Annotated in this window: 21 protein-coding genes; 18 read left to right on the top strand and 3 right to left on the bottom strand. The window is 48.9% G+C overall.

Annotated elements, in window-relative coordinates; genetic code table 11:
- The first annotated feature begins 101 nt into the window (after positions 1 to 101).
- From ADS79_RS11250 to ADS79_RS11295, 10 genes are all read left to right on the top strand, one after another.
- Complete coding sequence (locus ADS79_RS11250) at positions 102 to 1,439, top strand: acetyl-CoA carboxylase biotin carboxylase subunit (protein ID WP_049739059.1); 1,338 nt, start codon at positions 102 to 104, stop codon at positions 1,437 to 1,439.
- 37 nt (positions 1,440 to 1,476) lie between these two features.
- Complete coding sequence (locus tag ADS79_RS11255) at positions 1,477 to 1,689, top strand: acetyl-CoA carboxylase biotin carboxyl carrier protein subunit (protein WP_049738500.1); 213 nt, start codon at positions 1,477 to 1,479, stop codon at positions 1,687 to 1,689.
- A 50-nt stretch (positions 1,690 to 1,739) separates the two neighbouring features.
- A complete protein-coding gene (locus ADS79_RS11260; RefSeq protein ID WP_049738501.1) occupies positions 1,740 to 2,639 on the top strand; it encodes a hydroxymethylglutaryl-CoA lyase in 900 nt (299 codons plus the stop codon).
- Positions 2,640 to 2,667: 28 nt separating this feature from the next.
- Complete coding sequence (locus ADS79_RS11265) at positions 2,668 to 3,441, top strand: enoyl-CoA hydratase (protein ID WP_049738502.1); 774 nt, start codon at positions 2,668 to 2,670, stop codon at positions 3,439 to 3,441.
- A 14-nt stretch (positions 3,442 to 3,455) separates the two neighbouring features.
- Positions 3,456 to 4,994, top strand: a complete 1,539-nt coding sequence (locus tag ADS79_RS11270) for an acyl-CoA carboxylase subunit beta (protein ID WP_049738503.1) — start codon at positions 3,456 to 3,458, stop codon at positions 4,992 to 4,994.
- Positions 4,995 to 5,162: 168 nt separating this feature from the next.
- Positions 5,163 to 6,128 carry a ketopantoate reductase family protein gene (locus ADS79_RS11275; RefSeq protein ID WP_049738504.1) on the top strand — a complete coding sequence of 322 codons (966 nt, stop codon included), beginning with the start codon at positions 5,163 to 5,165 and terminating at the stop codon, positions 6,126 to 6,128.
- On the top strand, positions 6,125 to 6,523 hold the full coding sequence (locus tag ADS79_RS11280; RefSeq protein WP_049738505.1) for a DUF3397 domain-containing protein: 399 nt from the start codon (positions 6,125 to 6,127) through the stop codon (positions 6,521 to 6,523). Before ADS79_RS11275 ends, ADS79_RS11280 begins: the two co-directional genes overlap by 4 nt.
- Positions 6,524 to 6,576: 53 nt before the next feature.
- Positions 6,577 to 7,134, top strand: coding sequence for a helix-turn-helix domain-containing protein (locus ADS79_RS11285; protein ID WP_049738506.1), 558 nt, complete (start codon positions 6,577 to 6,579; stop codon positions 7,132 to 7,134).
- A gap of 241 nt (positions 7,135 to 7,375) precedes the next feature.
- On the top strand, positions 7,376 to 8,998 hold the full coding sequence (gene bshC / locus ADS79_RS11290; protein WP_049738507.1) for a bacillithiol biosynthesis cysteine-adding enzyme BshC: 1,623 nt from the start codon (positions 7,376 to 7,378) through the stop codon (positions 8,996 to 8,998).
- Between the two features lie 168 nt (positions 8,999 to 9,166).
- Positions 9,167 to 10,222, top strand: a complete 1,056-nt coding sequence (locus ADS79_RS11295) for an S-layer homology domain-containing protein (RefSeq protein WP_049738508.1) — start codon at positions 9,167 to 9,169, stop codon at positions 10,220 to 10,222.
- 37 nt (positions 10,223 to 10,259) lie between these two features.
- On the opposite strand, the gene ADS79_RS11300 is transcribed toward ADS79_RS11295, so the two are convergent.
- The 3 genes from ADS79_RS11300 to ADS79_RS11310 form a co-directional block, all read right to left on the bottom strand.
- Positions 10,260 to 11,474, bottom strand: coding sequence for a CynX/NimT family MFS transporter (locus ADS79_RS11300; protein WP_084765808.1), 1,215 nt, complete (start codon positions 11,472 to 11,474; stop codon positions 10,260 to 10,262).
- Complete coding sequence (locus ADS79_RS11305; RefSeq protein WP_049738509.1) at positions 11,471 to 12,172, bottom strand: FadR/GntR family transcriptional regulator; 702 nt, start codon at positions 12,170 to 12,172, stop codon at positions 11,471 to 11,473. Before ADS79_RS11305 ends, ADS79_RS11300 begins: the two co-directional genes overlap by 4 nt.
- Positions 12,173 to 12,345: 173 nt before the next feature.
- Positions 12,346 to 13,617 carry an APC family permease gene (locus ADS79_RS11310; RefSeq protein ID WP_049738510.1) on the bottom strand — a complete coding sequence of 424 codons (1,272 nt, stop codon included), beginning with the start codon at positions 13,615 to 13,617 and terminating at the stop codon, positions 12,346 to 12,348.
- A 124-nt stretch (positions 13,618 to 13,741) separates the two neighbouring features.
- On the opposite strand from ADS79_RS11310, the gene ADS79_RS11315 reads away from it, so the two are divergent.
- The 8 genes from ADS79_RS11315 to ADS79_RS11350 all read left to right on the top strand — a co-directional run bounded on the left by ADS79_RS11315 (position 13,742) and on the right by ADS79_RS11350 (position 24,197).
- The gene (locus tag ADS79_RS11315) at positions 13,742 to 14,683 is read left to right on the top strand and encodes a LysR family transcriptional regulator (protein ID WP_049738511.1); all 942 of its coding nucleotides are present in this window, start codon (positions 13,742 to 13,744) and stop codon (positions 14,681 to 14,683) included.
- Positions 14,684 to 14,777: 94 nt separating this feature from the next.
- Positions 14,778 to 16,037 carry an adenosylhomocysteinase gene (locus ADS79_RS11320; protein ID WP_049739061.1) on the top strand — a complete coding sequence of 420 codons (1,260 nt, stop codon included), beginning with the start codon at positions 14,778 to 14,780 and terminating at the stop codon, positions 16,035 to 16,037.
- A gap of 152 nt (positions 16,038 to 16,189) precedes the next feature.
- Positions 16,190 to 16,621, top strand: a complete 432-nt coding sequence (mraZ, locus tag ADS79_RS11325; protein WP_049739062.1) for a division/cell wall cluster transcriptional repressor MraZ — start codon at positions 16,190 to 16,192, stop codon at positions 16,619 to 16,621.
- Positions 16,622 to 16,638: 17 nt separating this feature from the next.
- Positions 16,639 to 17,583, top strand: a complete 945-nt coding sequence (gene rsmH, locus ADS79_RS11330; RefSeq protein WP_049738512.1) for a 16S rRNA (cytosine(1402)-N(4))-methyltransferase RsmH — start codon at positions 16,639 to 16,641, stop codon at positions 17,581 to 17,583.
- Positions 17,584 to 17,618: 35 nt separating this feature from the next.
- On the top strand, positions 17,619 to 18,041 hold the full coding sequence (ftsL2, locus tag ADS79_RS11335; RefSeq protein ID WP_049738513.1) for a cell division protein FtsL: 423 nt from the start codon (positions 17,619 to 17,621) through the stop codon (positions 18,039 to 18,041).
- A 108-nt stretch (positions 18,042 to 18,149) separates the two neighbouring features.
- Positions 18,150 to 20,606 carry a PASTA domain-containing penicillin-binding protein gene (locus ADS79_RS11340; protein WP_084765861.1) on the top strand — a complete coding sequence of 819 codons (2,457 nt, stop codon included), beginning with the start codon at positions 18,150 to 18,152 and terminating at the stop codon, positions 20,604 to 20,606.
- A gap of 63 nt (positions 20,607 to 20,669) precedes the next feature.
- Positions 20,670 to 22,598: a stage V sporulation protein D gene (locus ADS79_RS11345; RefSeq protein WP_049738514.1), complete on the top strand. Its 1,929-nt coding sequence runs from the start codon at positions 20,670 to 20,672 to the stop codon at positions 22,596 to 22,598.
- 120 nt (positions 22,599 to 22,718) lie between these two features.
- Entirely contained in the window at positions 22,719 to 24,197 is a 1,479-nt protein-coding gene (locus ADS79_RS11350) for a UDP-N-acetylmuramoyl-L-alanyl-D-glutamate--2,6-diaminopimelate ligase (protein WP_049738515.1), read from the top strand.
- Positions 24,198 to 24,212: the final 15 nt, after the last annotated feature.

Genomic DNA, 24,212 nt, shown 5'->3' on the forward strand with positions numbered 1-24,212 from the left:
TCATGGCACAATAGGAGGTAGTAAATACATGACGCAAACCGGTCATCCATTTGAAAACGCTTTCGATTGCATGCGGGTTTGTGAAAGAGGGGAGCGTTGCCATGCGTAAGGTACTAATTGCAAACCGCGGTGAGATTGCCAGACGAATTATTCGCACATGCAAGCTGAAGGGAGTCGCTACAGTCGCTGTCTATTCTGATGCTGACAAGGACTTGCCGTATGTGAGAGAAGCGGATGAAGCTGTGCATATCGGTCCACCTCCTGTCCCACACAGTTATTTAAATGTGGAGGCCATTATTGCAGCAGCCAAGAGTACAAATGCCGATGCGATTCATCCTGGGTATGGTCTTTTATCCGAAAACGAAGCCTTTGCCCAGCGAGTTAGTGATGAAGGGCTCGTATTCATTGGACCTTCGCCAAAAGTCATCGGACAGATGGGTGACAAGCTGACAGCCCGTCAAATCATGCAGGAAGCTGGCGTACCTGTCGTGCCAGGTTGTGAGGAGCCAGTCAACACGCCGGATGAGGCAGTGGAGATTGTCGCGACCATTGGATATCCGATCATGCTAAAGGCGAGTGCTGGCGGCGGAGGAATCGGCATGCAAATTTGCCGGGACGAACAAGAATTGCGCCAAGCCTACCAGTCAGCCAAAGGGCGTGCAAAAGCATACTTTGGTAATGACGCGATGTATGTGGAGAAATACGTAGAGCGTCCGCATCATATTGAGGTGCAAATCGCAGGTGATGAGCATGGCGAGGTCATTCATCTGTTGGAGCGCGAATGCTCGATACAGCGACGTCATCAAAAGGTGCTGGAAGAAAGTCCGTCCCCGTTTCTCGATCAGACTACTCGTGAAAAGCTATGCCAGGCAGCTGTTCAGGCTGCGAAAGCAGTTGGCTATACGGGAGTAGGCACAGTTGAGTTCATCGTGGACGAGGACAAAAACTTTTACTTTTTGGAAATGAATACACGTCTGCAGGTAGAGCACCCGGTGACAGAGGAAATGACAGGACTTGATCTGGTAGCGATGCAGCTTGAGATCGCAAAGGGCAATCCACTTGGAATTGCACAGGCAGACGTAAAAGCCTTGCAGCATGCCATTGAGCTGCGGGTGTATGCGGAAGATCCAGTATCCTTTATGCCATCTCCAGGTACGATCGGACTTTATCAACCACCTGTACTAGATTTTGTTCGCATTGATGACGGGGTAGAGGCGGGGACACAAGTCACACCTTTCTACGATCCGATGATTGCAAAAGTGATTGTTTCGGGTGCGTCGAGAGAAGAAGCTGTCGTACGAGCCAAAGAAGCGATGGAGAAATTTCAGATTACTGGAATTAAAACGAACATTCCGTTTTTACAAGAGGTATTGGCAGACGAACGCTTCACTGCTGGCGCCTACACAACCTGGTTTGTGCAAGAGCGTGTTTCTAAATAAAATGGCTTCACGATAAAAAAGAGGAGTGGATCTGATTATGAAACAAGTAGCAGCTACTATGGCAGGAACCGTTATTCAAGTCCTTGTACAAGCTGGAGATCAAGTAAGTGATGGGCAAGATGTGGTCGTTTTGGAATCTATGAAGATGGAAGTACCCGTGCAAGCACAAGCTGCTGGCAATGTTGTTGAGGTAAAAGTGAACATTGGCGACTTCGTCAACGATGGAGATATCATCGTCGTTCTCGAATAGTATTAGAATGATTACAAACTGAGCGCCCGCTAGGAAAGGAGGGGAAGTGAATGGACAAGGTACAAATCGTAGAAGTAGGGCCGCGCGACGGCTTGCAAAATGAAAAAGAAATCGTTCCGGTTGCAGCTAAAATTCAGTTGATTGATAAACTTGTTGCAGCTGGCTTAAAACGTGTAGAGGCAAGCTCGTTCGTGAATCCGCGCTGGATTCCACAATTGGCAGATGCCGAGGAAGTCTTGCAGGGAATCGCTCGCCCGGCTGATGTGACGTTTAGTGCGCTGGTTCCGAATCTACGCGGTTTGGAGCGTGCAGCGGCTAGCGGGTTAAGAGAGGTGGCTTTGTTCATGTCTGCCTCCGAATCACACAATCAAAAAAACATCAACAAAAGCATTGAAGACACATTTCCTGTTTTGCAGGAGGTAGCACGCGAGGCACTTACGCTCGGCCTTCGGGTACGAGGCTATGTGTCGACAGTGTTCGGTTGTCCCTATGAGGGCAGTGTTCCACTTGAGAATAGTCGGCGCGTGACGAATGCATTGCTGGAAATGGGTGTATTCGAAGTATCACTTGGGGATACGATCGGAGTGGCAACACCAAAGCAGGTCCATGAAAAAATTGGAGCGCTTGTGAAGGATGTTACGACTGAGCGCTTGGCCGGTCACTTTCACGATACGAGAGGCACAGGGTTGGCGAATGTCGCAGCCGCTCTGGACGAGGGTCTGCGTACATTTGACAGTTCGATCGGCGGTCTCGGTGGTTGTCCATACGCTCCAGGAGCGGCAGGAAACATCTCGACAGAGGATTTGGTGTACATGCTGCATGGGATGGATTATGAAACCGGTGTAGACCTTGAGCGCTTGACTGAGGCGGGTGCATTTATTCAACAGCAATTGGGACGGGAGCTGTCCTCCAAAGTGCTCAAGGCGTCTCTGGCCTGCAAGACTGTGTAACACCGAAACTATCCTGGAGGGAAGCGGCATGACGGTTTCTTTGCATAAAGAAGGCTTGCTTGGCGTACTTACTCTTGAGCGGCCTGATGTGTTCAATTGCCTCAATTTGGAGACGCTTTTTACACTCCGACGCCTGATCAGTGAGATTGCTCTCGACAAAGAAATCAGGGTTGTCATCGTGACGGGCGCTGGAGACAAGGCGTTTTGTTCCGGTGCCGATCTGAAGGAACGTCGAACGATGCCACAGGAGCAGGTGCAGCAATACATTAGGACAATTCGCGATACGTTCAGCGAATTGGAAAAATTACCGAAGCCCGTTATTGCTGCCATCAATGGGTTGGCATTGGGTGGCGGCACTGAGCTGGCTCTTGCTTGCGACATTCGCATCATGAGTGAGACGGCGCAAATGGGGCTGACGGAAACAGCTTTGGGCATTATCCCCGGAGCGGGAGGAACACAGCGTCTTCCGCGCCTGGTGGGAAAAGGAATTGCGAAAGAATTGATCTTTACTGCCAGACGTGTGAAGCCCGACGAAGCTTTAACCATTGGATTGGTTAATCGGGTTGTACCTCTGGAGCAGTTAATGGAAACAGCCCGTCAAATGGCGCACGACATTTCTGCCAATGCACCGCTTGCTCTCGCTCAGGCAAAGTTTGCGGTTGATTGTGGCATGGAAGTCGATTTGGCATCTGGTCTTGCACTGGAGAGCAACGCGTATCAGTTACTTGTTCCAACGAAAGACCGCTTGGAAGGATTGCAAGCATTTCAAGAAAAAAGAAAGCCGGTATATCGCGGAGAGTGAAGAGGGGGACGCTGATGAACAAGCAGCTGGAAGAGACACTTCGAGAGAAAATCGCCCACGTGGAAAAAGGGGGCGAAGCCAAGTACCACGAAAAGCAGAAGGAGCAAAACAAGCTTTTTGTTCGTGACCGCTTAAAAATGCTGTTTGACGACGAGTTTATGGTAGAGGATGGCCTGTTTGCGAATGTCATGGCGGGTGATCTGCCTGCTGATGGCGTAGTGACGGCGATTGGAAAAGTGAACGGTCAAACCGTTTGTGTCATGGCAAATGACTCAACGGTAAAAGCAGGCTCCTGGGGTTCAAGAACAGTTGAAAAAATAATTCGTATTCAGGAATCCGCTGAAAAAATGCGTGTGCCGCTCATTTACTTGGTAGATTCAGCAGGTGCCCGGATTACTGATCAGTTAGAAATGTTTCCAGGGCGCAGAGGTGCTGGACGCATCTTTTACAATCAAGTGAAGCTCTCGGGAAAAATTCCACAAGTGTGCATCCTGTTTGGCCCTTCTGCTGCAGGTGGAGCGTACATTCCTGCCTTTTGCGATATCGTCATCATGGTGGAAAAGAACGCGAGCATGTATTTGGGATCGCCACGCATGGCGGAAATGGTCATTGGTGAAAAAGTGAGCCTGGAGGAGCTTGGTGGTGCCCGGATGCATTGCTCGGTCAGTGGATGCGGTGACGTGCTTGCTGCAAGTGAAGGAGAAGCTATCCAGTCTGCACGTACCTACCTCAGCTATTTTCCGGCTAATTATACAAACGAACCACCGGTTGCGACCGCAAAAGCTCCGATCGAGACCGCCAAGGAGATTACAAGCATCGTGCCGGAGAATCAGAATGCGGCCTTTAACATGCATGATCTGATTCACGCATTGGTAGATGCTGACTCGTTCTTTGAGATCAAAAAGCTGTTTGCGCAGGAACTGGTTACCGGACTCGCAAGACTCGACGGCAAACCGGTTGGAATCATCGCCAATCAGCCGCGGGTAAAGGGTGGCGTACTGTTCGTTGATTCCGCCGATAAAGCGGCACGTTTTATTACGCTGTGCGATGCGTTTCAAATCCCGCTTTTGTTCCTGGCTGACGTACCTGGCTTCATGATCGGTACGGCAGTAGAGCGTGCGGGAATTATTCGCCACGGGGCCAAGATGATCTCGGCTATGGCCGAAGCGACTGTGCCGAAGATTTCGGTCATTGTACGCAAAGCATACGGAGCAGGGCTATACGCGATGGCGAGCTCGGCTTTTGAACCGGATGCATGCCTGGCATTGCCAAATGCGCAAATTGCGGTAATGGGACCTGAGGCAGCGATCAATGCCGTCTACAGCAATAAAATTCAGGCGATCGAAGACCCGCAGGAGCGCCAGGCCTTTATCGCCGAGAAGCGCAAGGAATACCAGGAAGACATTGATCTGTACCTGCTGGCCTCCAACCTGATCGTTGATGCGATTATTCCACCGAGTGATCTGCGCAAAGAGCTCATTGGCCGCTATGAAGTATACAAAGGCAAGCGCCAGGTCTTTTCGGATCGAAAGCACCCCGTTTATCCTGTCTAAATACCAGCGCAGACTGTCACGATTCCGGTGGCAGTCTATTTTTCTCTTCATAAGAGCAAAAACCGAGTAATTTTTCGATAATTTTGATCTTTTTTGTTCCAATCAATTGAAGAATCTCCTAAACTCTGTTATTCTTAAAAATAAGTAATGATTAATGTAGGTGAACAAATGCAGTCACAAGCTAAGGTACACAGGACCGTTGTGGTTGGCGGTGGCTCAGTTGGGTTGCTGTATGCGGCAAGGTTGGCAGTCGCTGGTCAAACCGTCACAGTAGTCACACGCAGTTCACTCCAGGCAAATCAGCTCGCGCAAAATGGGATCATCTACACCCAATTAGACGGAGAGCTGAGGCTTGTCCCGATCGATGCTTGTCCGATTGAGCAAGGCTTGCCTGAGGCGGATTTGTATTTGTTGACCGTCAAGCAAACAGATTTGCCTGCTATATTGCCAGCGCTTCGTCGATTAAACAGCACGGCACGGATCATCGCGCTGCAAAACGGTATGGGCCATCATGAGCTTTTGCATGACGTACTATCCGAAGGACGCAGCTTCTTTGCCATCAATACAGAAGGGGCAAGACGCTTGTCAGGAACGGAAGTGGTGCATACAGGAAGTGGCGTACTACGTGTCGGGCCATGGGAGAATGGAAACAGCAGTGATCCTGTGATTCAGTCTTTTGTGGAATGGGCGACGTCTGTTGGCATACAGGCTGTTCTTGAAAAATCAATCAAGCCATATGCATGGCGTAAGCTGATGGCCAATTCTCTGATCAACCCGTTAACCGCACTTTTTGAGATTCCAAATGGTGCTCTTCTCGATAATCCGCATACGGAAAAGCTGATGCGAGAGCTTTTTCAAGAAGCTAGTGCTGTTGCAGAGTATGCCGGACAAAAATTAGGAGAGACGGACTGGCAGGAAATTGTCGCCATATGCCGAAATACTTCCCGAAATCTTTCCTCCATGCTGCAGGATGTGAAGCGGCACAGGCAAACAGAAGTGGAGTCAATCAACGGCTACATCGTGAAACTGGGGAAGCTGGCCGGGATTCCAACTCCATTGCATGAAACCTTGTTTCGTGTGATCACCCTGAAATCAGCAATGGGAATGGGGAAGGAGGGAGGCGACAGTAAATGACCGTGCCTGCAAATATCTGGGCCTATTTATGGGGGACGTTAACGGTTGTGCCGTTTCTTGGATTTCCTATCGTCTATCTGATTTTGTATGGATGGAAGAGGGACAAGCGACTGGCAGGCCGTTGGGCGATAAATATCACGAATCTTTTGGTGATTCGTTCAGCCGTTTCTGCTTATGGACTCATCTGGCCAGAGGCTTTGTCGTTCTGGTGGTGGGTAGTTGGTTTCTTCCTAGTGACCATTGTGTTGTTAGGCTGGATTCAGGTGAAGTGGAAAGGCAAGCTCTCCCTGCGTAAGGTTGGATTTTCCGCATGGCGTTTGTCGTTTCTCATGTTTGGAATTGTATATATAGTGCTGTTTACGACCGGAATAATCAAGACGATGGGTGTCGTGTAACGCACTGGAAATACATATCGTATTTATTCCGATAAGAAAGAAGGTTGGAACTTATGCGACTTCCCATCGAGACCATCGGACACAAGATTCGTATGATTCGGAAAGAGCGTGGTTTTACGCTGGAGATTATGGCTGGCAAAACCGGTTTAAGCAAAGGCTTACTCAGCCAAGTGGAGAGAGGAATTTCACAGCCCTCTTTAGACTCCTTGTGGAAAATCACCAAGGCTCTCGAGTCACCCATCATTCATTTTTTTGAAGATATCGACCAGAAACAGGTTCATGTGACTCGCTTGCAAAAACGTAGACAACTTGTTTTTCCAGAATCAACAGGGACGTATTCGTTGCTCTCGATGGGAGGAAGTGCCAAGCTGGGAATGCTTGAAGTACGTCTGGCCCCAGGAGAAATGGTAGTAGATAAGTTCGTTCAAACCGACGGTGAAGAGTGCTTTACTGTTATCAAAGGAACAGTGACTGCCCGTTTTAATGATGAGGAGCACGTTTTGGAGACAGGCGACAGCATATCGTTTGATAGCAGTAAAACTCATTCCATTGAGAATACAGGGGAAGAAGAGGTCGTATTGATCTGGTCTGTCACCCCTCCACAATTTTAAAGAAAGCATGTCCTACACTTTGACAACCCATAAAAGCGGGTTGTCTTGTTTTTTGTCGCTTTCGAGCGTGGTATAATTTGCAGAGACCCATGGCCCTAAAAAATTCTCTATCGAGGCCGTTCACCGAGGAGCGACCGCGTTTTGGCGGAAGATTCGTATGCCTTCCGGAAAGTGTGAGCATGGATGCTTTCGCGCGGTGGAGTGGTTAAACTTTCCTACACGTTGAGAAAGGTGAGCTTGCATGAATGTTGAATGTCTTGCGCTTCCATTGGCAAATCGGCTGGCACAGGAATACCAGCAGCAAAATGCCTCTGCGCTACAATTTTTTGCCCATAATCCCTATGACATACAGTCGTACCAGGACAGGTTGGAGTATCTTCGAGGCAGGTCTTACTCCCATCGGGAACTGCTGGCAGAGGGCTTATATACGTTTAACCAAAAAATCGGAAATCATCAAGAGGCTCTGCAACGAATTGAAGCGCTGAAACGCCCGGACACGTATGTTGTCATTGGCGGACAGCAAGCAGGAGTGCTGACAGGTCCGCTTTATACGATTCACAAAGCGGTTCATTTGATTCAGACAGCAAAAAAGCTTTCGAATGAACTGCAGGCAGAGGTCGTCCCCGTCTTTTGGATCGCAGGAGAAGATCATGATATCGATGAAATCGACCATGTTTACTGGCTGACTGACAGAGAAACAAGACTGCATAAAGAGCGAATGAAGCTGAATAAAAAAGGCCGCGTTTCCGCAAGCAGTCTCCCCTTGAGTGAGGAAGCATATAAGCAGTTTTTAGACAGCTTTTTCCATGCACAAACAGAGACGTCTGAGACCCGTCAGATTCGTGAGTTGCTCACTCAGACGGCTGCTGACTCGCAAAACGTGGCGGAGTGGTTTGCGCGGTTGATGGCTCAATTGTTCGGGAAGCATGGACTGATTCTGATAGAGTCATCTCTTCCGTTCGTAAGGGAGTTGGAGCGTCCCGTTTTTGAACAGCTCATTGAAAAAAATGAACAAGTTGGCCACCTGCTAATGAAATCCGCAGATCGCATCGAGACCGCAGGATATCCATTGCAGCTTGAGGTAGAAGAGCACCAAGCCAATTTGTTTCTATATGAAGGACAGGATCGACTTCTTCTGGAGCGACATGGAGACCGATTCGTAAACAGGCGAGCATCGTACAGCCGGGAAGAGCTACTCAAGCTTGCGGCTGAGCATCCAGAGCGCTTCAGTACGAATGTGGTATCACGAGGACTGATGCAGGAACATCTTTTTCCTACGATAGCCTTTATTGGTGGTCCAGGAGAAATCTCGTACTGGGCGTATTATCGCGAAGTATTTGAGTTGTTTGACATGCAAATGCCGATCGTTTTGCCGCGGATGTCTATCACCCTGGTAGAGGGTGCCCAGCAAAGGCTTCTGGAGGGACTGGATCTGCGCTTGGAGCAGGTGTTGAACGGATTTACTGATTGGAAAAAGGAATGGGAAGCACGACAAGAGCCCCATCCGTTGCAAGAGCAGTTTGCGGCTACACGGGAACAATTATTAGCGATGTACCAACCGCTCGTCGAAGAAGTGGTGCGCTTGGATGAGGGACTGAGAGGGTTGGCAGAAAAGAATACGAGACTGTTGCTTGAACAAGTATCTTTTTTGGAAGAGCGTTTGGTACGCTCCCTGCAAGAGCAGGAGGATGTGGAGTACTTACGGGTAAAACGGATTGAGGCTTCCTTGCTGCCTGACAGTGGATTACAGGAGCGCAAGCTGTCGATTTTCCCATATGCCAACAAGTACGGGTTATCCCTCGTGGATCGGCTGGTGGAATCACCGTTTGTTCACGACGGGACGCATCAGATCTTTTACGTATAAACAGGAATGATGTACCAGGTAGTGAACAAGTGAAAACAACCGGCCGATCGCTTACGCGTGTGGTCGGTTGTTCTTTTTTGGTAACATTTTTAGCAAAATATGCTGAAACTTTTCCGACAATAACTGCGTCCTAGTAATAGATTGCTGTTGTGAAAGGTGGTACTCGAGATGCAGAAAAATTGGCGACGAATCGGGAAAAAAACCACCGCTCTGGCACTGGCTCTGTCGTTTTTGCTGACAGGAATGGCCACAGGCGGCTTGCCAAAGGCTGATGCGCGTGAAGAGTGGGTCGTTTCACCTACTGCTTCCTTTACCGACATAAAAGGACATTGGGCGGCCAAAGACATTGCGAGTGCGGCGAAAAGTGGCATGATTCAAGGCTATCCAGATGGAACTTTCCGACCTGAGCAAACGATTACGCAGGAGCAGTTTCTGACTCTGGTAGAACGAATCATTCCAAAGTTTATGGGACATGAGCCTGACGCGTTTATACAAGAGACGTATTTAGCAGAGGCCAAAGGCCGCTGGTCAGAAAATACGTATCGTCATTTGGTTGCCGCAGGAATTATGCCGACCGGAAAACCGGCTGAGGGCATGAATCGCTTGGAGGCAACGCGTGTGCTCCTGGCGGCCTTGGGGCATCAATTTGAGGGGGAAAAATATCGCGGAACCAAGTCCGTTTTCTTTTCTGATTTGTCTATCGAAAATGCAGATCAAGTGATGACAGTCTATCCTGCCTACAAAATGGGGATTATGGCTGGGTACCCGGATGGGACCTTCCGCCCGCAGGAAAGCATTAGCAGAGCGCAGGCTGTCGTTTTGCTGACACGCTTGGATCATAAAATTGAAGAGTTGTTTCCAGGGAATGTAACGGATGACGAGAAAAAAGGGATGACGGAGGCAGTCTCATCATTTGTACGTGAAGTGATGGACCAGCAGAAGATCCGTCGTTTTGATGACCTGCAAACGTATGTGAAGAAAAGGAAGCTTCCTGCCAGCGAATCGTTTTTGCGTGAACATTTTTCATTCATGCAATACGAGGTATATGATTATATTCGATTCCCACGGTTTAATGAGCTGATGTACTTTGCAAAGATCGGAAACAGCAAGTATAGAATGACCGTGCAATATTACGCGGGTGAGCTGGGAGGAAGCATCGACAAAACCTTCTACTTGTCCTCCCATGATGGCAAAGCGTTTCAAATGATCGGAAAAGACGAATAGGAAAAAAGGCGTGCAAATATGCGCGCCTTTTTTCTGTTTAGACGGTTTGATTTCGTCCAGCGCCGATTCCGGCAAAAATGAGCAGTACACTTACGATCATAAGTGTGATGAGAGGCAGAGTCCACGAATGGGTCAGGTCAAAAACATAGCCGATGAAAAGTGGACCGAGTGCAGCGAGTAAATAGCCAACCGATTGTGCCATGCCAGACAATTCTGCTGCTTGGCGCACATTTTCGGAACGGATCACGATAAAAGTAAGGGCCAAGCTTATGCTTGCACCCTGTGCCAAGCCGAGGAAAATCAGGCAAAGTACAAGTACAACCATGTTTCCGTTCAGCAGTAATCCGCTGCAACCAAGCAACGACAAAAGAGCAATGACGACACTCATCATGCGCTGATCACGAAACCGGGATGCCAGGACAGGGGCTAAAAAGCTGGCTGGCAAGCTGATGACCTGCACAAGTGACAACAACCATCCGGCGTTTGTTGAACTGATTCCGTTCTGCTGCAAAATAGCAGGGAGCCAGGCGATGGTGCAATAAAACAGAAAGGATTGCAGCCCCATAAACAATGTGACCTGCCAGGCGAGAGCTGACCGCCAGAGCCCTTTTTTCGGGGTGCTCACCTTTGTAGCAGCTGACATCTTGCCAGCTGCACGAAGCTGAGGGAGCCAAACAGAAATGGCGATCAGGACGACAATCGCCCAAAAACCGAGAGAGCCTTGCCAACCGAGATTGGCGCCTTGAGCGAGAGGAATGCTGACTCCGGATGCGATAGCGGCGCACATGGACATCGTTGTGGTGTAAACACTTGTCAAAAGTCCTGCCTTTTGCGGAAAACGCTGCTTGACGAGTCCTGGGATGAGCACGTTACAAATAGCAATTCCCGCGCCGATGAAAGCAGTTCCAACGAACAAGGTAAAAACGAATCCTGTAGATCGCAATAGAATACCCATGAGTACAGTAATCAGACCAGCAAGCAAAGTTCGCTCCGTACCTAGGCGATGCCCGATACTAGGTGCCAAAGGCGAGAGTACGGCGAATGCCAGTAGGGGAACAGTCGTTAATAAACCGGACATGACATTGGATAAGCCAAGGTCTGCGCGGATGGAGCCAACCAAAGGCCCGATAGAAGTGATTGGCGAGCGCATGGTAAAGGTAATCAGAATAATGCCGGCTATGATCAGAATGGGATTTGGAGTGGCTGGCTGCACATGTGGTTTTGACGCGGCAGCCATGGCTTGAGAGTTCATAACTGAATACTTCCTTCCTTGATCAGCTGCATGAGAGCTGTCTTGCTCACCTGTATCAGGCTGCTAGCCGCTTCTTCCGCGGCACTCTGGTCTTGCACCCGGATTGCCTCGACAAGAGCGGTGTGGTGCTTGAACAGGATATCCTTCATGTCTACCAGCTCCTGCGTGCCGCTAATGGAGTAATGCAGGGACTCTGACATGTTTTTATAAAGGTCAATCATGACGCCGTTGTAAGTAGCGGAAGCAATCGCCATATGAAAATCGAGGTCAGCGAGCGTGTAGGCTTCAGCATCATGTAGAATGGCTTGAGACTGCGTCAGCTTTTCACGAATCAGAGCCAGATCCTCATCTGTTCTGCGGGCAGCAGCGAGTCTGGCTATCTCCCGTTCCAGTCCATGCCGGACCTCGAGAATCTCAATGACTGTTGAGCGTTGCAGGCGTCGCTGCATCGCGGCACCAAATTCGCTGGAAGAACGTACGTAGGTCCCATCCCCTTGCCGAGCTTCCAGCATGCCGTTATGAATCAAGGCCTGTACGGCTTCGCGCAGCGTATTCCGGCTCACTCCCAGCTGCTCTACCAACTCCGGCTCAGGGGGAATTCGTTCTCCAACGGACCATGTGCCTGTTTCGATACGCTGTACCAGCTGATCCACGACTTGTTTGACCAAAGAGGAGCGGGTAGTTTTTTGTAATGTCATTTGCAAACCTCCAAACATCGGATGATTGGGAATGTGCTTATCTTATCAGAGATTTTGTCGATTGCCAATAGCAATTAGCTAGGAAAGTGTCAGGAGATAGTGGGCACTTTCGGCTTGAAAAGAGGGCGGGGAATAGAAAAGAGCCCGTCTGGACGGGCTCTGGTTTTTACTGTTTAGGCAGTTTTTTTGTATCGCTTTTGCCACAGGAACAAGATGACGGCAATCACGATCGGGTACAGAGCCGACCAACCGAGGAACGGGTATAAACCGACTGTAAATACGAGTGAAGTCCAGGCTGCCAGACGTCCTGCGCGGCTGTCATGCAAGAGCCGAACTCCTGCCAGGCAACCACCGATATAGGTAGCGAAGAAGGTTGCGTTTGGCAAAACGATGAGTTCAGAGAGACTGATTACACCAAAATACAACACGCTAAGGACAACGACAAAACAAAGAGAAAGAAACAGAAGCCCGCCTACTGGTGTGCGATACTTTGCGTGCAGGATGCCGAACCAGCGTGGTGCAATCTTTTCGGTTGCGAGCGAGTAGGCAATCCGTGATGCCGCCCCGACATAGGCATTGGCTGTTGCGATACAAATGAACAAAGCGGTGACAGCAACTATCCATCCTCCTACTGGTCCAAGCGATAGCTGCACCATAATACTGAGGGAAGCCGCAGATATTCCCGCGCCATAGCTATGGGTGGCAACCGTCATGAAAGCGACAGCCAAGTAAAGCAGTGATACGATACCTGCACTCCACAAAACTCCGCGAATGGCATTTTTCCTCGGATCTACAAACTCCTCTGACAAATGCGTCACTGCTTCCCAACCGATAAAGCACCAGAACAACAGACCCGCCGCGGATATGACACTCATCCAGCCATGAGGAGCAAAAGGAGTGAAGTTGGCTACAGAAGCGTGTGGCAAGGAAGCGACAATGGCCAAAACCAGAATCGAAATGATGAGGGCAACGACAATGGTTTGTACTCGGGCAGCAACGTGCATACCGAATACATTCATGAGTACAACAGTAATCAGGATCAGAGCGGCAGCGACATAAATTTGCAGATCGCCCCAATTCAGCAAAACAGCCAAATAGTTCGCCCCGGTTACACTGAGGATCGGAGCGCCAATGGGAACGGACAAAAGAAAAAACCACCCGACGATGTTCCCGGCGTTGTTTCCGTAAGCGTTCCGGACAAATGTAGAGACGCCGCCAGAGCTAGGATAGCGTGCAGATAAAAGTCCCATTGTAATTGCCATAGGCAGGACCAGTACGGACATCAGAACCCAGGCAAGAATGGAGGCTGGACCGGCCATTTCTGCGGCTAATCCTGGAATGAGCAAAACTCCCGATCCAATGACGGCTCCGATGTATAGAGCGACGATTTGTGGCAGTCCCAATGTTTTGACAAGACCAGGTACTTGTGAAGCAGCTTTACTCACATGAATCCCTCTCTTTTTTTGTTCAGTGACTTGTAACCGTAGTGTAGCATAGACTTAGTGATCGGAGTTATCTATAATATTAGATAAGATGAATCGGTTTTTTCGATGAGAAAGGAGGAAAGGGATGGATACCCGATATTTGCAAACCTTTCGAGAGGTAGCGAAATGGAACAGCTTTACTCGTGCTGCTGAAGTATTGGGCTATGCGCAATCAAGCGTGACGACACAGATTCAAAATCTTGAGACAGAATTCGGCGTGACCTTGTTCGAACGATGGGGCAGAAAAATCAGGCTGACACATGCTGGAGAGGTGCTTTTGGAATACAGTGAGCAATTGCTTGCTATTCTGGACGAGACCAAGGCTATCCTCTCTGAGCAGGCGGAGCTGGCTGGGACACTCACTGTCGGAACGGTAGAGTCACTTGCCGCTTTTTATCTCCCTCCTTTTCTACAAAAGTTTCGACAGGAGCAGCCGCGCATGCGTATTTCCTTGCATCCCGGTATTTGTCATGACTTACGCTTGGGAGTAAAGGAAGGAAGGTATGACTTTGCCTTTGTTCTCGATTGGCTGCAGGATCATCCAGAGCTAACCAATCTTAATTTGGGCGAGGAAAAATTGGTCGTCGTCGCGGCTCCTACCAATCCCTTGGCGCAAAAGGAAAAGATTGAGGCACACGATTTTTCAGGGGCGAACTGGATTTTTACAGAAGCGGGATGCAGCTATCGCTCGATCATGGAGGCTGTCTTGCGCGATGCAGGAGCAACGATTGTGACGTCGTTTGAATTCGGTAGCCTGGAAGCTATCAAGCAATGTGTGGCATATGATTTGGGCATTGCCTTGGTTCCTTATATAGCGGTAGCAGAGGAAGTAAAGAATGGTTCTCTGGTTATTTTACCTTTTTCCCATCCGGATGTACGGGTTTATCGCCAATTAGTGTATCATAAGAAGAAGTGGATGCCCCAAGCTCTACTGCGCTTTCTGGAAATTTTGACAGCGGGAGAGTCGGGGGAAAAAAAGGCTGCTTGCGAAGGAGGTTCGTTTGTTCAAACAAATTCGGTCAGGTAGAATATGCCGTTATTAGGAAAAACAGATGATGGCAGTACTTGCGTATGATATGATAGACTCGATTGTTTCTGATATGAAGGAGGCCCATCCATACATGAACATGATTTCTGAAAGCATTGTAAAAGACATGTCGTTGGCACACAACGGACATCTGAAAATTGACTGGGTAAAAGAGCACATGCCTGTTCTTAACCGCATTCGCGAGCGTTTTGAAAAAGAGCAGCCGTTTGCTGGCTTGAAAGTAGCGATCTCCCTGCACCTGGAAGCGAAGACCGCTTATCTGGCAAAAGTAGTGCAAGCGGGTGGCGCTGAAGTAACAATCACAGGTTCCAACCCACTCTCTACACAAGACGACGTTTGCGCAGCGCTTGTAGAAGACGGCATTCGCGTTTTCGCAAAATACAATCCAGATCCGGCAGAATATAAAGAGCACCTGATCAAAACTTTGGAAACACGCCCTGATCTGATCATCGATGATGGTGGCGATCTGGTGACAATCCTGCACAGCGAGCGCCGCGATCTGCTGTCCCAAGTACGTGGTGGTGCAGAAGAGACAACAACAGGTATCCTGCGCTTGAAAGCATTGGAAAAAGAAGGCAAGCTGGAATTCCCGATGGTTGCCGTAAACGATGCGTTCTGCAAATACTTGTTCGACAACCGTTATGGTACAGGTCAATCCGTTTGGGATGGTATCAACCGCACAACTAATCTGGTTGTTGCAGGAAAAACCGTTGTCGTAGCTGGCTATGGCTGGTGCGGTAAAGGTGTTGCTATGCGTGCAAAGGGTCTGGGCGCAAAAGTTATCGTAACGGAGATTGACGCGATCAAAGCAGTAGAAGCATATATGGATGGCTTTGAAGTAATGCCTATGCTCGAGGCAGCAAAACAAGGCGATTACTTCGTTACTGTAACTGGCAACCGCGACGTGATTCGCAAAGAGCACTTCGAAGTGATGAAAGATGGCGCAATTTTGTCCAACGCTGGTCACTTCGATGTCGAAGTAAACAAAGTTGAGCTGAATGCATTGTCGACTTCGACTCGCATTGTGCGTAAAGATATTGAAGAATTTGTCATGGCTGATGGTCGAAAAGTGTACCTCTTGGCAGAAGGCCGTCTAGTTAACCTGGCTGCAGGTGACGGACACCCAGCAGAAATCATGGATATGACGTTCGCGCTGCAAGCTGTTTCCTTGGCTTATGTGAACGAGCAATACAAAAACATTGGCAAAAGCGTCCTGAACGTACCTTATGAGCTGGATGCAATGGTTGCTCAGTACAAATTGGAAGCTTTGCAAATCGGAATCGACAAATTGACTGACGAGCAAAAATCGTACCTGGATAGCTGGGTCGAATAGTCCCCTCGAAAACCGTCCTTTCCCGGCAAAAAAATATGCGAAAAAATCCTGCTTACAAATGCAGGATTTTTTTTTATAATAGATTTAGGCATTCAAGTGGGGAAAAGTGGGGGGAAGTGGAGCCTCCAGGTAGGAAAGTGGGGGAAATGGGCGTGTTCATGGGGGAATTTCAGCATAGCATCGACGAAAAAGGCCGCCTGACCATCCCTGCCAAATTCCGTGAAGGATTGGGAGCTTCCTTTGTTATTACCCGTGGACTGGACCAATGCTTGTTTGCTTATCCGATGGAAGAATGGAAACAATTAGAGGAGAAGCTGAAGACTCTTCCCTTTACCAAAGCTGATGCACGTGCTTTTACGCGTTTTTTCTTTTCGGGTGCAACCGAATGTGAGTGGGACAAGCAGGGAAGGGTAAATATACCGCCTAACCTGCGTGACCATGCTGGCATGCAAAAGGAATGTGTCATTATTGGCGTATCGAACCGTGTGGAGGTTTGGAGCAAGGAACGCTGGGAAGACTATTTTGCCCAGTCCGAAGGCTCGTTCGGGGAGATCGCTGAAAAACTTGTGGACTTTAATTTGTAGCAGCAAGAAGAACGGGAGTGACGATCTTGTCGTTTCATCATGTAACTGTATTGCGGGAAGAGGCTGTAGCTGGACTAAACATCCGCCCAGGAGGCATCTATGTAGATTGCACATTGGGTGGAGCCGGACACAGCAGCTTGATCGCTTCGCACCTGACAGAAGGTGGTCGATTGATCGCCATCGATCAGGATGACTGGGCGCTGGACAATGCCCGTGAGAGATTGTCTTCCTTTATGGATAGAGTAACCCTGGTTAAGAGTAATTTTCGCCATCTCAAAGACGTGATTCGTGATTTGGGGCTCACAGGTGTGGACGGAATTTTGTTCGACCTGGGTGTTTCTTCGCCGCAATTGGACGAGGGAGAGCGCGGCTTTAGCTACAATGCCGATGCACCGCTGGACATGCGCATGGACCAGCAGGCGACGTTGTCTGCCTATGACATCATTAATGAGTGGGACGAAGAAGAGATCGCAAATATCATCTGGCAATATGGCGAAGAAAAATTTTCCCGGCGAATTGCCCGGCAAATTGTCCAACAGCGTCAAAAGAAGCCAATCGAGACGACGGGCGAGCTGGTGGAATTGATCAAGGGAGGAATTCCGGCAGCAGCACGACGTACTGGTCCCCATCCTGCGAAGCGCACGTTCCAGGCGATTCGTATTGCAGTAAATGATGAGCTGGATGCTTTTAAAGAGGCTGTTGTCGATGCGGTTGATGTACTGAATCCAGCAGGCAGAGTAAGCGTCATTACCTTCCACTCATTGGAAGACCGGATTTGCAAGCAGGTGTATCAGGATTTAGCAAAAGGCTGCACATGCCCGCCATCCTTTCCGATATGTACATGTGGGAACGAACCGATTGTAAAGGTTATTACGCGCAAGCCGATTTTGCCTTCTGACGAAGAATTGGAAGCGAACCCACGCGCGCGTTCGGCGAAGTTGAGGGTAGCGGAGAAGCTGTAGGATCTATAGTACAACAAAGAGAAGGAGAGAAAGCGATGAGCTACTACTACCGCGGAAACCTGGCTGTGGAGTTGGAACAACAGTCGCGCTCCGTAACGAAAACAACAAAGCGTACGATCCGAATCAAGCCAACGATACCGACAGGGGAGAAGCTGCTGTATCTCTTGTTTATTTCTCTGACGGTAGTCGCTTTGGGCTTGGTAGGCGTCGGCTACTCGCAAATTTCACAATACAACTACGAAATTCAGAGTACGAAAAAAGATAACCGAATCGTAACGGAGAAGAATACGGCGCTCCAGCTGCAAATTGAGCAGCTGAGCAACGGGAATCGCATTCTGCAGGAAGCAGAAAGACAAGGCATGACATACAATGCGGATGCAGTACATACGATTGGTCAGGCAAAGGTTCAGGCAAGTTCGATTCCGTCATCACAACAAAATCAAACTACACAACATTAATGAATGTTACTGCCGATGGTGCGGTAACATTTTTTCTTAAGTGTCGGATTCACAACAGGAAAAAGAGTCGAAATACGATGAACAAAGACTTAATGGAGTGAGTGGATGATGGATACGAAACGAAAAATGAATTTCCGGCTGCTGATGGTTGCCCTGTGCACGATCCTGATCTTTACAGGATTAAGCTTTCGAATCTACTGGATTCAGACAGTTGATGCCGCCAGAATTATGGAGCACGCACAAGGTCAATGGGATCGGGAACGGACACTGAAGCCGAAGCGTGGCTCCATCAAGGATCGCAACGGCGAAATCCTTGCCTACGAAGGAAAAGGGTACACTGTAAATGCAAGGCTTATCCCGCGAGATGACAAGGATACAGATGTAGTGCGCGATCCTTACTTCACGGCCACAAGCCTCGCACCCATTTTGAATGCGCCCGTACCTGAGTTGGTGAAGGTTTTGACCAAGCAATCAAAAGTGGTGGAGCTCGGTCGTTATGGACAAAAAATTACCGAGGATCAGAAGAATCGGATATTAGCCTTGCAATTTCCGAAGCTGCCAAGTGGTGAGCAGGTAGAGAAAAATCAGCTGCCGGGCATCTTTTTGGACGAAACCTCACGTCGCTTCTATCCCAATAACAGCTTTGCCTCCCATGTCATCGGGTATATGGATCTATACGATGAGCCGAAGATGGGGATCGAGCTGCAATTGAACGATAAGCTCAAAGGAGAAAAGGGGCAGATGCAGTTCCAGAAGGACGGTGCTGGTTACCAGCTTCCTGATGGAGAGGGCCAATACATCCCTGCAAAGGATGGCTACGACGTCTACCTGACTATCGACCGTCAGATACAGGATTATGTCGAACAGGCGATGGACAAGGTCGTACAGCAGTACAATCCAAAAGGAATGACGGTTGTTGTAACCGATCCGCAGACAGGTGAAATTTTGGCGATGGGAAACCGCTCCCAGTTTAACCCGAATACGTATTACCAAGGAATTACGAATTATACGAACCAGGCGGTTACTTCGATGTTTGAGCCAGGTTCTACCTTTAAAATTATTACACTGGCTGCTGCGATTGAAGAGAAACAGTTCAATCCGAATGAAGAATATGATTCAGGGAAATACACCATCAAGGGTCAGATTCCGATTCGTGACCATAACAACGGGATGGGTTGGGGCCGTATCAGCTTTTTGGAAGGGGTACAGCGCTCCAGTAACGTTGTGTTCGTTAAACTGGGCTATGAACGCTTGAAGCTGGAAAAGCTCAGAAATTATTTTAAAAAGTTCGGGATGGGCTCCCTTACCGAAATCGAATTGCCGTATGAGAAAAAAGGAAACCTGATCAACCTGGAGAAGCCGCAATCTCCACGTGACTGGGCAGCAACAACATTTGGACAAGGCGTAACAGTAACAGCAATTCAGCAGGTTGCAGCAGTTGGCGCAATCGCAAATGGTGGAGAATTGTTGAAGCCGCATATTGTCAAGGAGCTGCGCGATCCACATACAGGAGCTGTTGTCGAGCGAAGCGGCCGTGAAGTAGTCAGACGTGTCGTTAGCGAAGCGACCGCAAAACAGACAAGAGATATCTTGGAAACCGTAGTCACGGGTGAAAACGGAACTGGTAAGCTGTACAAAATCGAAGGCTACCATGTTGCCGGTAAAACGGGAACGGCACAAAAGTATGACCCGAATACAGGTAAAATCATGGATGGACACTATATTGGCTCGTTTATCGGATTCGCGCCAAAGGACAATCCAAGACTATTGGTTTATGTAGTCATTGACGACCCGGCAACGGATGAATGGTATGCTCTTTGGGGTAGAACGATGATTGCTCCAGCATTTAAGTCCATTATGGAGCGCAGCTTGCAATATTTGCAGCAGCAACCAGATATGCAACAGGTGAATGCGGCCAAGGCTGCAAATAGCAGCTCTGGCAAAAAGGTACAAACGGTACAGGCTGTGCAACCGCAAATCGAGCTGACGCTGCCAAAATTCGAAGGGATGTCCACAACTGCAGCCCAGCTTCGTGCCAAGCAGGATAATTTAACCGTTACGGTGATTGGTACAGGGACAAAAATTGTTGAGCAATACCCTGCGCCATTGGAGAAGGTAGCAGCAGGAAAACAGATCCTGCTTGTCACGGATCGGGTAAAGGGAGCCAAAATGCCTGACTTCAAAGGCAAGTCGATACGGGATGTCATGGAGTTTAGTTCATTATTGAACATTCCTGTGCAATCGACAGGGACAGGCTTTGTGACTCAGCAAAGCATCCCGCCTGGTACGGTTTTGGCTGGAACAGAGAAGCTGCAGGTGACGCTGCAATCAGAGTCTGAGCCGCCAGCGCCTGTGCAGACAAATCCAGCAGGGGCAGAAGGAAGCCAGCCGCCAGCAAATCCTGGTCAAACGGGGACCCTTGCGGCAGGTACAACACCACCACAAGCCGGTACGACGGCTCCTGTGACCCCTACTGGACAAGGTACAGAAGTGGGTCAAAATACCCAGACAAACACGCCTCCGGCAACGAATAATCAGCAAGGCCAAACGAGCACAAGCCCATAGTTCTAACCCGTCCCCCCGGCGAATATGGTAAAAAGAGACAACCTATTCGAGGGGGGACTCGCTTTGCGGGTATCCAATGCAACTGTACGCCGCCGTATTTTTGTAGTTTTAATCATTGGCATCGTGCTGTATTCGGCACTCATTACTCGTCTGGGATACGTGCAGCTGGTCGAAGGACCAGGGCTTGCTCAGATGGCAGATGATCTGCTGAACCGTGAGATTGATTTTAAACCCAATCGAGGCCGTATTCTCGATCGGAGTGGCAATGAACTCGTTTCCAATATGAGTGTACCGACAATTGTAGCCGTACCAGCACAAATCAAGAATCCGACAGAAACCGCAAAACAGCTCTCCGTCATCCTGGAGCAAAAGGAAGAAGACGTCTTAAAAGCGATTACCAAAAAAGCCATGAGCAATAACCAAATACCTGGAGGAAAAAAGATTTCGGTCGAAAAGGCTAAGAAGATTCAAGAGCTGAATCTGCCAGGAATCTACCTTGCTGGAGATACGAAGAGATTTTATCCAAACGGGACAATGGCCGCACATATTTTAGGTTTTACCGGAATTGACAATCAAGGCTTGACTGGCTTGGAGAAGATCTATGACCCCTTCCTGAATGGGACCAAGGGACACATCTCCTATCCATCAGATGCCAAGGGAAGGGTTATGCCTGGAGGTTCAGAGGACTATGTAGCGCCAGTGAACGGTATGGACATGTATTTGACACTGGATTCGACGATCCAATCCTTTATCGAAAGGGAGCTGGACCAAGCAGTCGTTGCTTATCAGCCGGATGATGTACTGGCGATCGCAATGGATCCGAAAACAGGAGAAATTTTGGGAATGGGCAGTCGACCTACGTTCCAGCCTGATCAATATCAGAATTATCCCGTAGAGGTATACAACCGCAATTTACCCATCTGGAAAACATATGAGCCTGGCTCCACCTTCAAAATCGTTACATTAGCTGCCGCGCTCAATGAAGGCGTCATTAAACTGGACGAAGGCTTTTATGATCCCGGCTTTATAAATGTTGCCGGCAAAAGACTTCGCTGCTGGAAACGACAGGGGCACGGTCAGGAGTCGATGCTTGAGGTCGTAGAGAACTCGTGTAACCCTGGCTTTGTAACTATGGGACAACGGTTGCAAAAAGAGCGCTTGTTTGAATACATCAAGAAATTTGGTTTTGGTAAAAAGACAGGCATAGACCTTATTGGTGAAGAGAATGGCCTGCTCTTTAATCTGAATCGGGTAGGTCCGGTCGAACTAGGCACGACTTCGTTCGGTCAAGGGGTTTCCGTTACGCCTATTCAGCAAATGGCTGCTGTGGCCGCGGCGATCAACGGAGGCAAGCTGATGAAGCCTTTTGTAGCCAAAGAGTGGCGTGACGGTATTACCCACGACGTCATAGGCAGAACGGTCCCGACAGAAGTACGTCAAGTCATTAGCAAGGATACCTCAGACAAGGTTCGTTATGCGCTGGAAAGCGTTGTCGCCCGCGGTACAGGCAATAAGGCCTACATCGAAGGCTATCGTGTAGGCGGGAAAACAGGTACTGCGCAAAAAGTTAAAAATGGTCGCTACATGGATGGAGAATATATCGTGTCCTTCATAGGCTTTGCCCCGGCGGATGATCCACAAATCCTTGTTTATTTTGCTGTCGATAATCCAAAAGCACTTGCATTCGGTGGTTTGATCGCTGCTCCAAGTGTAAAAAGCATCATCGAGTCGTCTCTGCAGCATATGAATGTTCCGAAGCGCAAAGACGGCATTTCCAAAGAGATTAACAAGGCTCTGGGTGAAAGAAGTCCGATTGAGGTGCCAAACATGGTAGGTCAGACCATGCAAGATGTTGTCACAACGTACGAGACTCTCCCTCTTGTTGTTTCAGGAAAAGGGAAGTATGTGATCGCACAATCGCCGGCAGCAGGTGTAAAAATCGAAGAGGGCGGAAAAATTCGTATCCATCTTGGTGACAAATTGAACAATTAGCTATAAAATGAGATTTCGAAGGCGGAGGGAAGTAGGCTTGTCTACGGACGCTCTGTCTTTGTGCTTGTACAAATCGGTACATTTTTGTCTATACTAGTTGGAGAATGGGGTGCCTGTTTCATGTTTCTACGGGATCTGCTCATGCCGCTGTTGCCATATCAGGTCACAGGGGATGACAGCATGGAGATTACTGGTTTGACAGCAGACTCGCGCCAGGTTAAACCCGGCTTCTTGTTTGTTTGTCTGACTGGGTATACCGTGGATGGACATACGTTTGCGGCTCAAGCGGTTAACAATGGAGCCGTTGCTGTGCTATCCGAAAAAGATCTGGACGTGCCAGCTACCATTGTCAGAGTGCCGGATACCCGGCGGGCAATGGCGATGCTGGCTGATCGTATTTTCGGTTCTCCCACACGTGAATTAAAAGTGATTGGTGTGACAGGGACTAATGGAAAGACGACCACCACTCATCTGATCGACAAGATTTTGCGTGACCAACGCAAACAGACGGGGTTGATCGGTACGATTCACATGCGGATTGGTGATGTCACAGAAGAAGTGAAGAACACGACTCCTGACGCTGTAGATCTGCAACGAAGCTTCCGTCGCATGTGCGATGTGAACACAGACTACGCGATTATTGAGGTGTCCTCTCATGCGCTGGAGATGGGGCGTGTACGCGGCTGCAACATCCATACAGCTGTGTTTACAAACCTGACGCAGGATCATCTGGACTACCACAAAACGATGGATAACTATCGCTACGCCAAATCGTTGCTCTTTTCCCAGTTGGGAAATAGCTATGATCCCGACAGACTCAAGACGGCTGTATTAAATGCGGATGACGATGCCTCGGAGCTGTACGCGACGGTTACTCCTGCCAGAGTCATCACATATGGAATTGATCGTGCGGCTGATGTGCGGGCCACCGATATTGAAATTACGAGCAAGGGTACTTCCTTTACAGCTCATACGTTTGCTGGCAGCGTTCGCTTTAACCTGCGGATGATGGGGAAGTTCAATGTGTATAACGCTCTTGCAGCAATCGCGGTTACACTTGCTGAAGGAATCATACTGGAAGAGATCAAAGCCAGTCTGGAAACAGTTGCTGGTGTAGATGGACGCTTTGAGGCTGTGGAAGCAGGTCAGCCATTTGCGGTACTGGTCGATTATTCGCATACTCCTGACAGCTTGGAAAATGCTCTGATGACCATTAAAGAGTTTGCCAAAGGGCGGATTTTCTGCGTAGTCGGCTGCGGCGGAGATCGAGACCGCACCAAGCGCCCAATTATGGCGCAGATCGCAACAAAGTATGCAGATATGACCGTCTTAACATCAGATAATCCTCGTTCAGAGGAGCCGCAAGCGATAATTGACGATATGCTTGCAGGCCTCGCCAGTGTATCCAAGAACAGCTATACATCCGTTGTAGACCGACGCGAGGCAATCAATCACGCGGTTTCGCTTGCGAAGGCAGAGGATGTCATCCTGATTGCAGGAAAAGGTCATGAAACGTACCAAATTATAAAATCGGAAGTATTGTCCTTCGACGATCGCGAGGTAGCACGTGAAGCGATCGCCCGGTACAACCAAGAATAAAGACAGATGCGTTCA

It is taken from the genome of Brevibacillus reuszeri, from assembly GCF_001187725.1.
Taxonomy (GTDB): Bacteria; Bacillota; Bacilli; order Brevibacillales; family Brevibacillaceae; genus Brevibacillus; species Brevibacillus reuszeri.

Bases quoted from the DNA above. Each gene is read 5' to 3' on its own strand.
- ADS79_RS11260 (WP_049738501.1), top strand. From the start codon at position 1,740: ATGGACAAGGTACAAATCGTAGAAGTAGGGCCGCGCGACGGCTTGCAA.
- ADS79_RS11275 (WP_049738504.1), top strand. From the start codon at position 5,163: ATGCAGTCACAAGCTAAGGTACACAGGACCGTTGTGGTTGGCGGTGGC.
- ADS79_RS11280 (WP_049738505.1), top strand. From the start codon at position 6,125: ATGACCGTGCCTGCAAATATCTGGGCCTATTTATGGGGGACGTTAACG.
- ftsL2 (WP_049738513.1), top strand. From the start codon at position 17,619: ATGAGCTACTACTACCGCGGAAACCTGGCTGTGGAGTTGGAACAACAG.
- ADS79_RS11300 (WP_084765808.1), bottom strand. From the start codon at position 11,474: ATGAACTCTCAAGCCATGGCTGCCGCGTCAAAACCACATGTGCAGCCA.
- ADS79_RS11265 (WP_049738502.1), top strand. From the start codon at position 2,668: ATGACGGTTTCTTTGCATAAAGAAGGCTTGCTTGGCGTACTTACTCTT.
- ADS79_RS11320 (WP_049739061.1), top strand. From the start codon at position 14,778: ATGAACATGATTTCTGAAAGCATTGTAAAAGACATGTCGTTGGCACAC.
- ADS79_RS11340 (WP_084765861.1), top strand. From the start codon at position 18,150: ATGGATACGAAACGAAAAATGAATTTCCGGCTGCTGATGGTTGCCCTG.
- ADS79_RS11350 (WP_049738515.1), top strand. From the start codon at position 22,719: ATGTTTCTACGGGATCTGCTCATGCCGCTGTTGCCATATCAGGTCACA.
- bshC (WP_049738507.1), top strand. From the start codon at position 7,376: ATGAATGTTGAATGTCTTGCGCTTCCATTGGCAAATCGGCTGGCACAG.
- ADS79_RS11270 (WP_049738503.1), top strand. From the start codon at position 3,456: ATGAACAAGCAGCTGGAAGAGACACTTCGAGAGAAAATCGCCCACGTG.
- ADS79_RS11305 (WP_049738509.1), bottom strand. From the start codon at position 12,172: ATGACATTACAAAAAACTACCCGCTCCTCTTTGGTCAAACAAGTCGTG.
- ADS79_RS11295 (WP_049738508.1), top strand. From the start codon at position 9,167: ATGCAGAAAAATTGGCGACGAATCGGGAAAAAAACCACCGCTCTGGCA.
- ADS79_RS11285 (WP_049738506.1), top strand. From the start codon at position 6,577: ATGCGACTTCCCATCGAGACCATCGGACACAAGATTCGTATGATTCGG.
- ADS79_RS11315 (WP_049738511.1), top strand. From the start codon at position 13,742: ATGGATACCCGATATTTGCAAACCTTTCGAGAGGTAGCGAAATGGAAC.
- ADS79_RS11250 (WP_049739059.1), top strand. From the start codon at position 102: ATGCGTAAGGTACTAATTGCAAACCGCGGTGAGATTGCCAGACGAATT.
- ADS79_RS11255 (WP_049738500.1), top strand. From the start codon at position 1,477: ATGAAACAAGTAGCAGCTACTATGGCAGGAACCGTTATTCAAGTCCTT.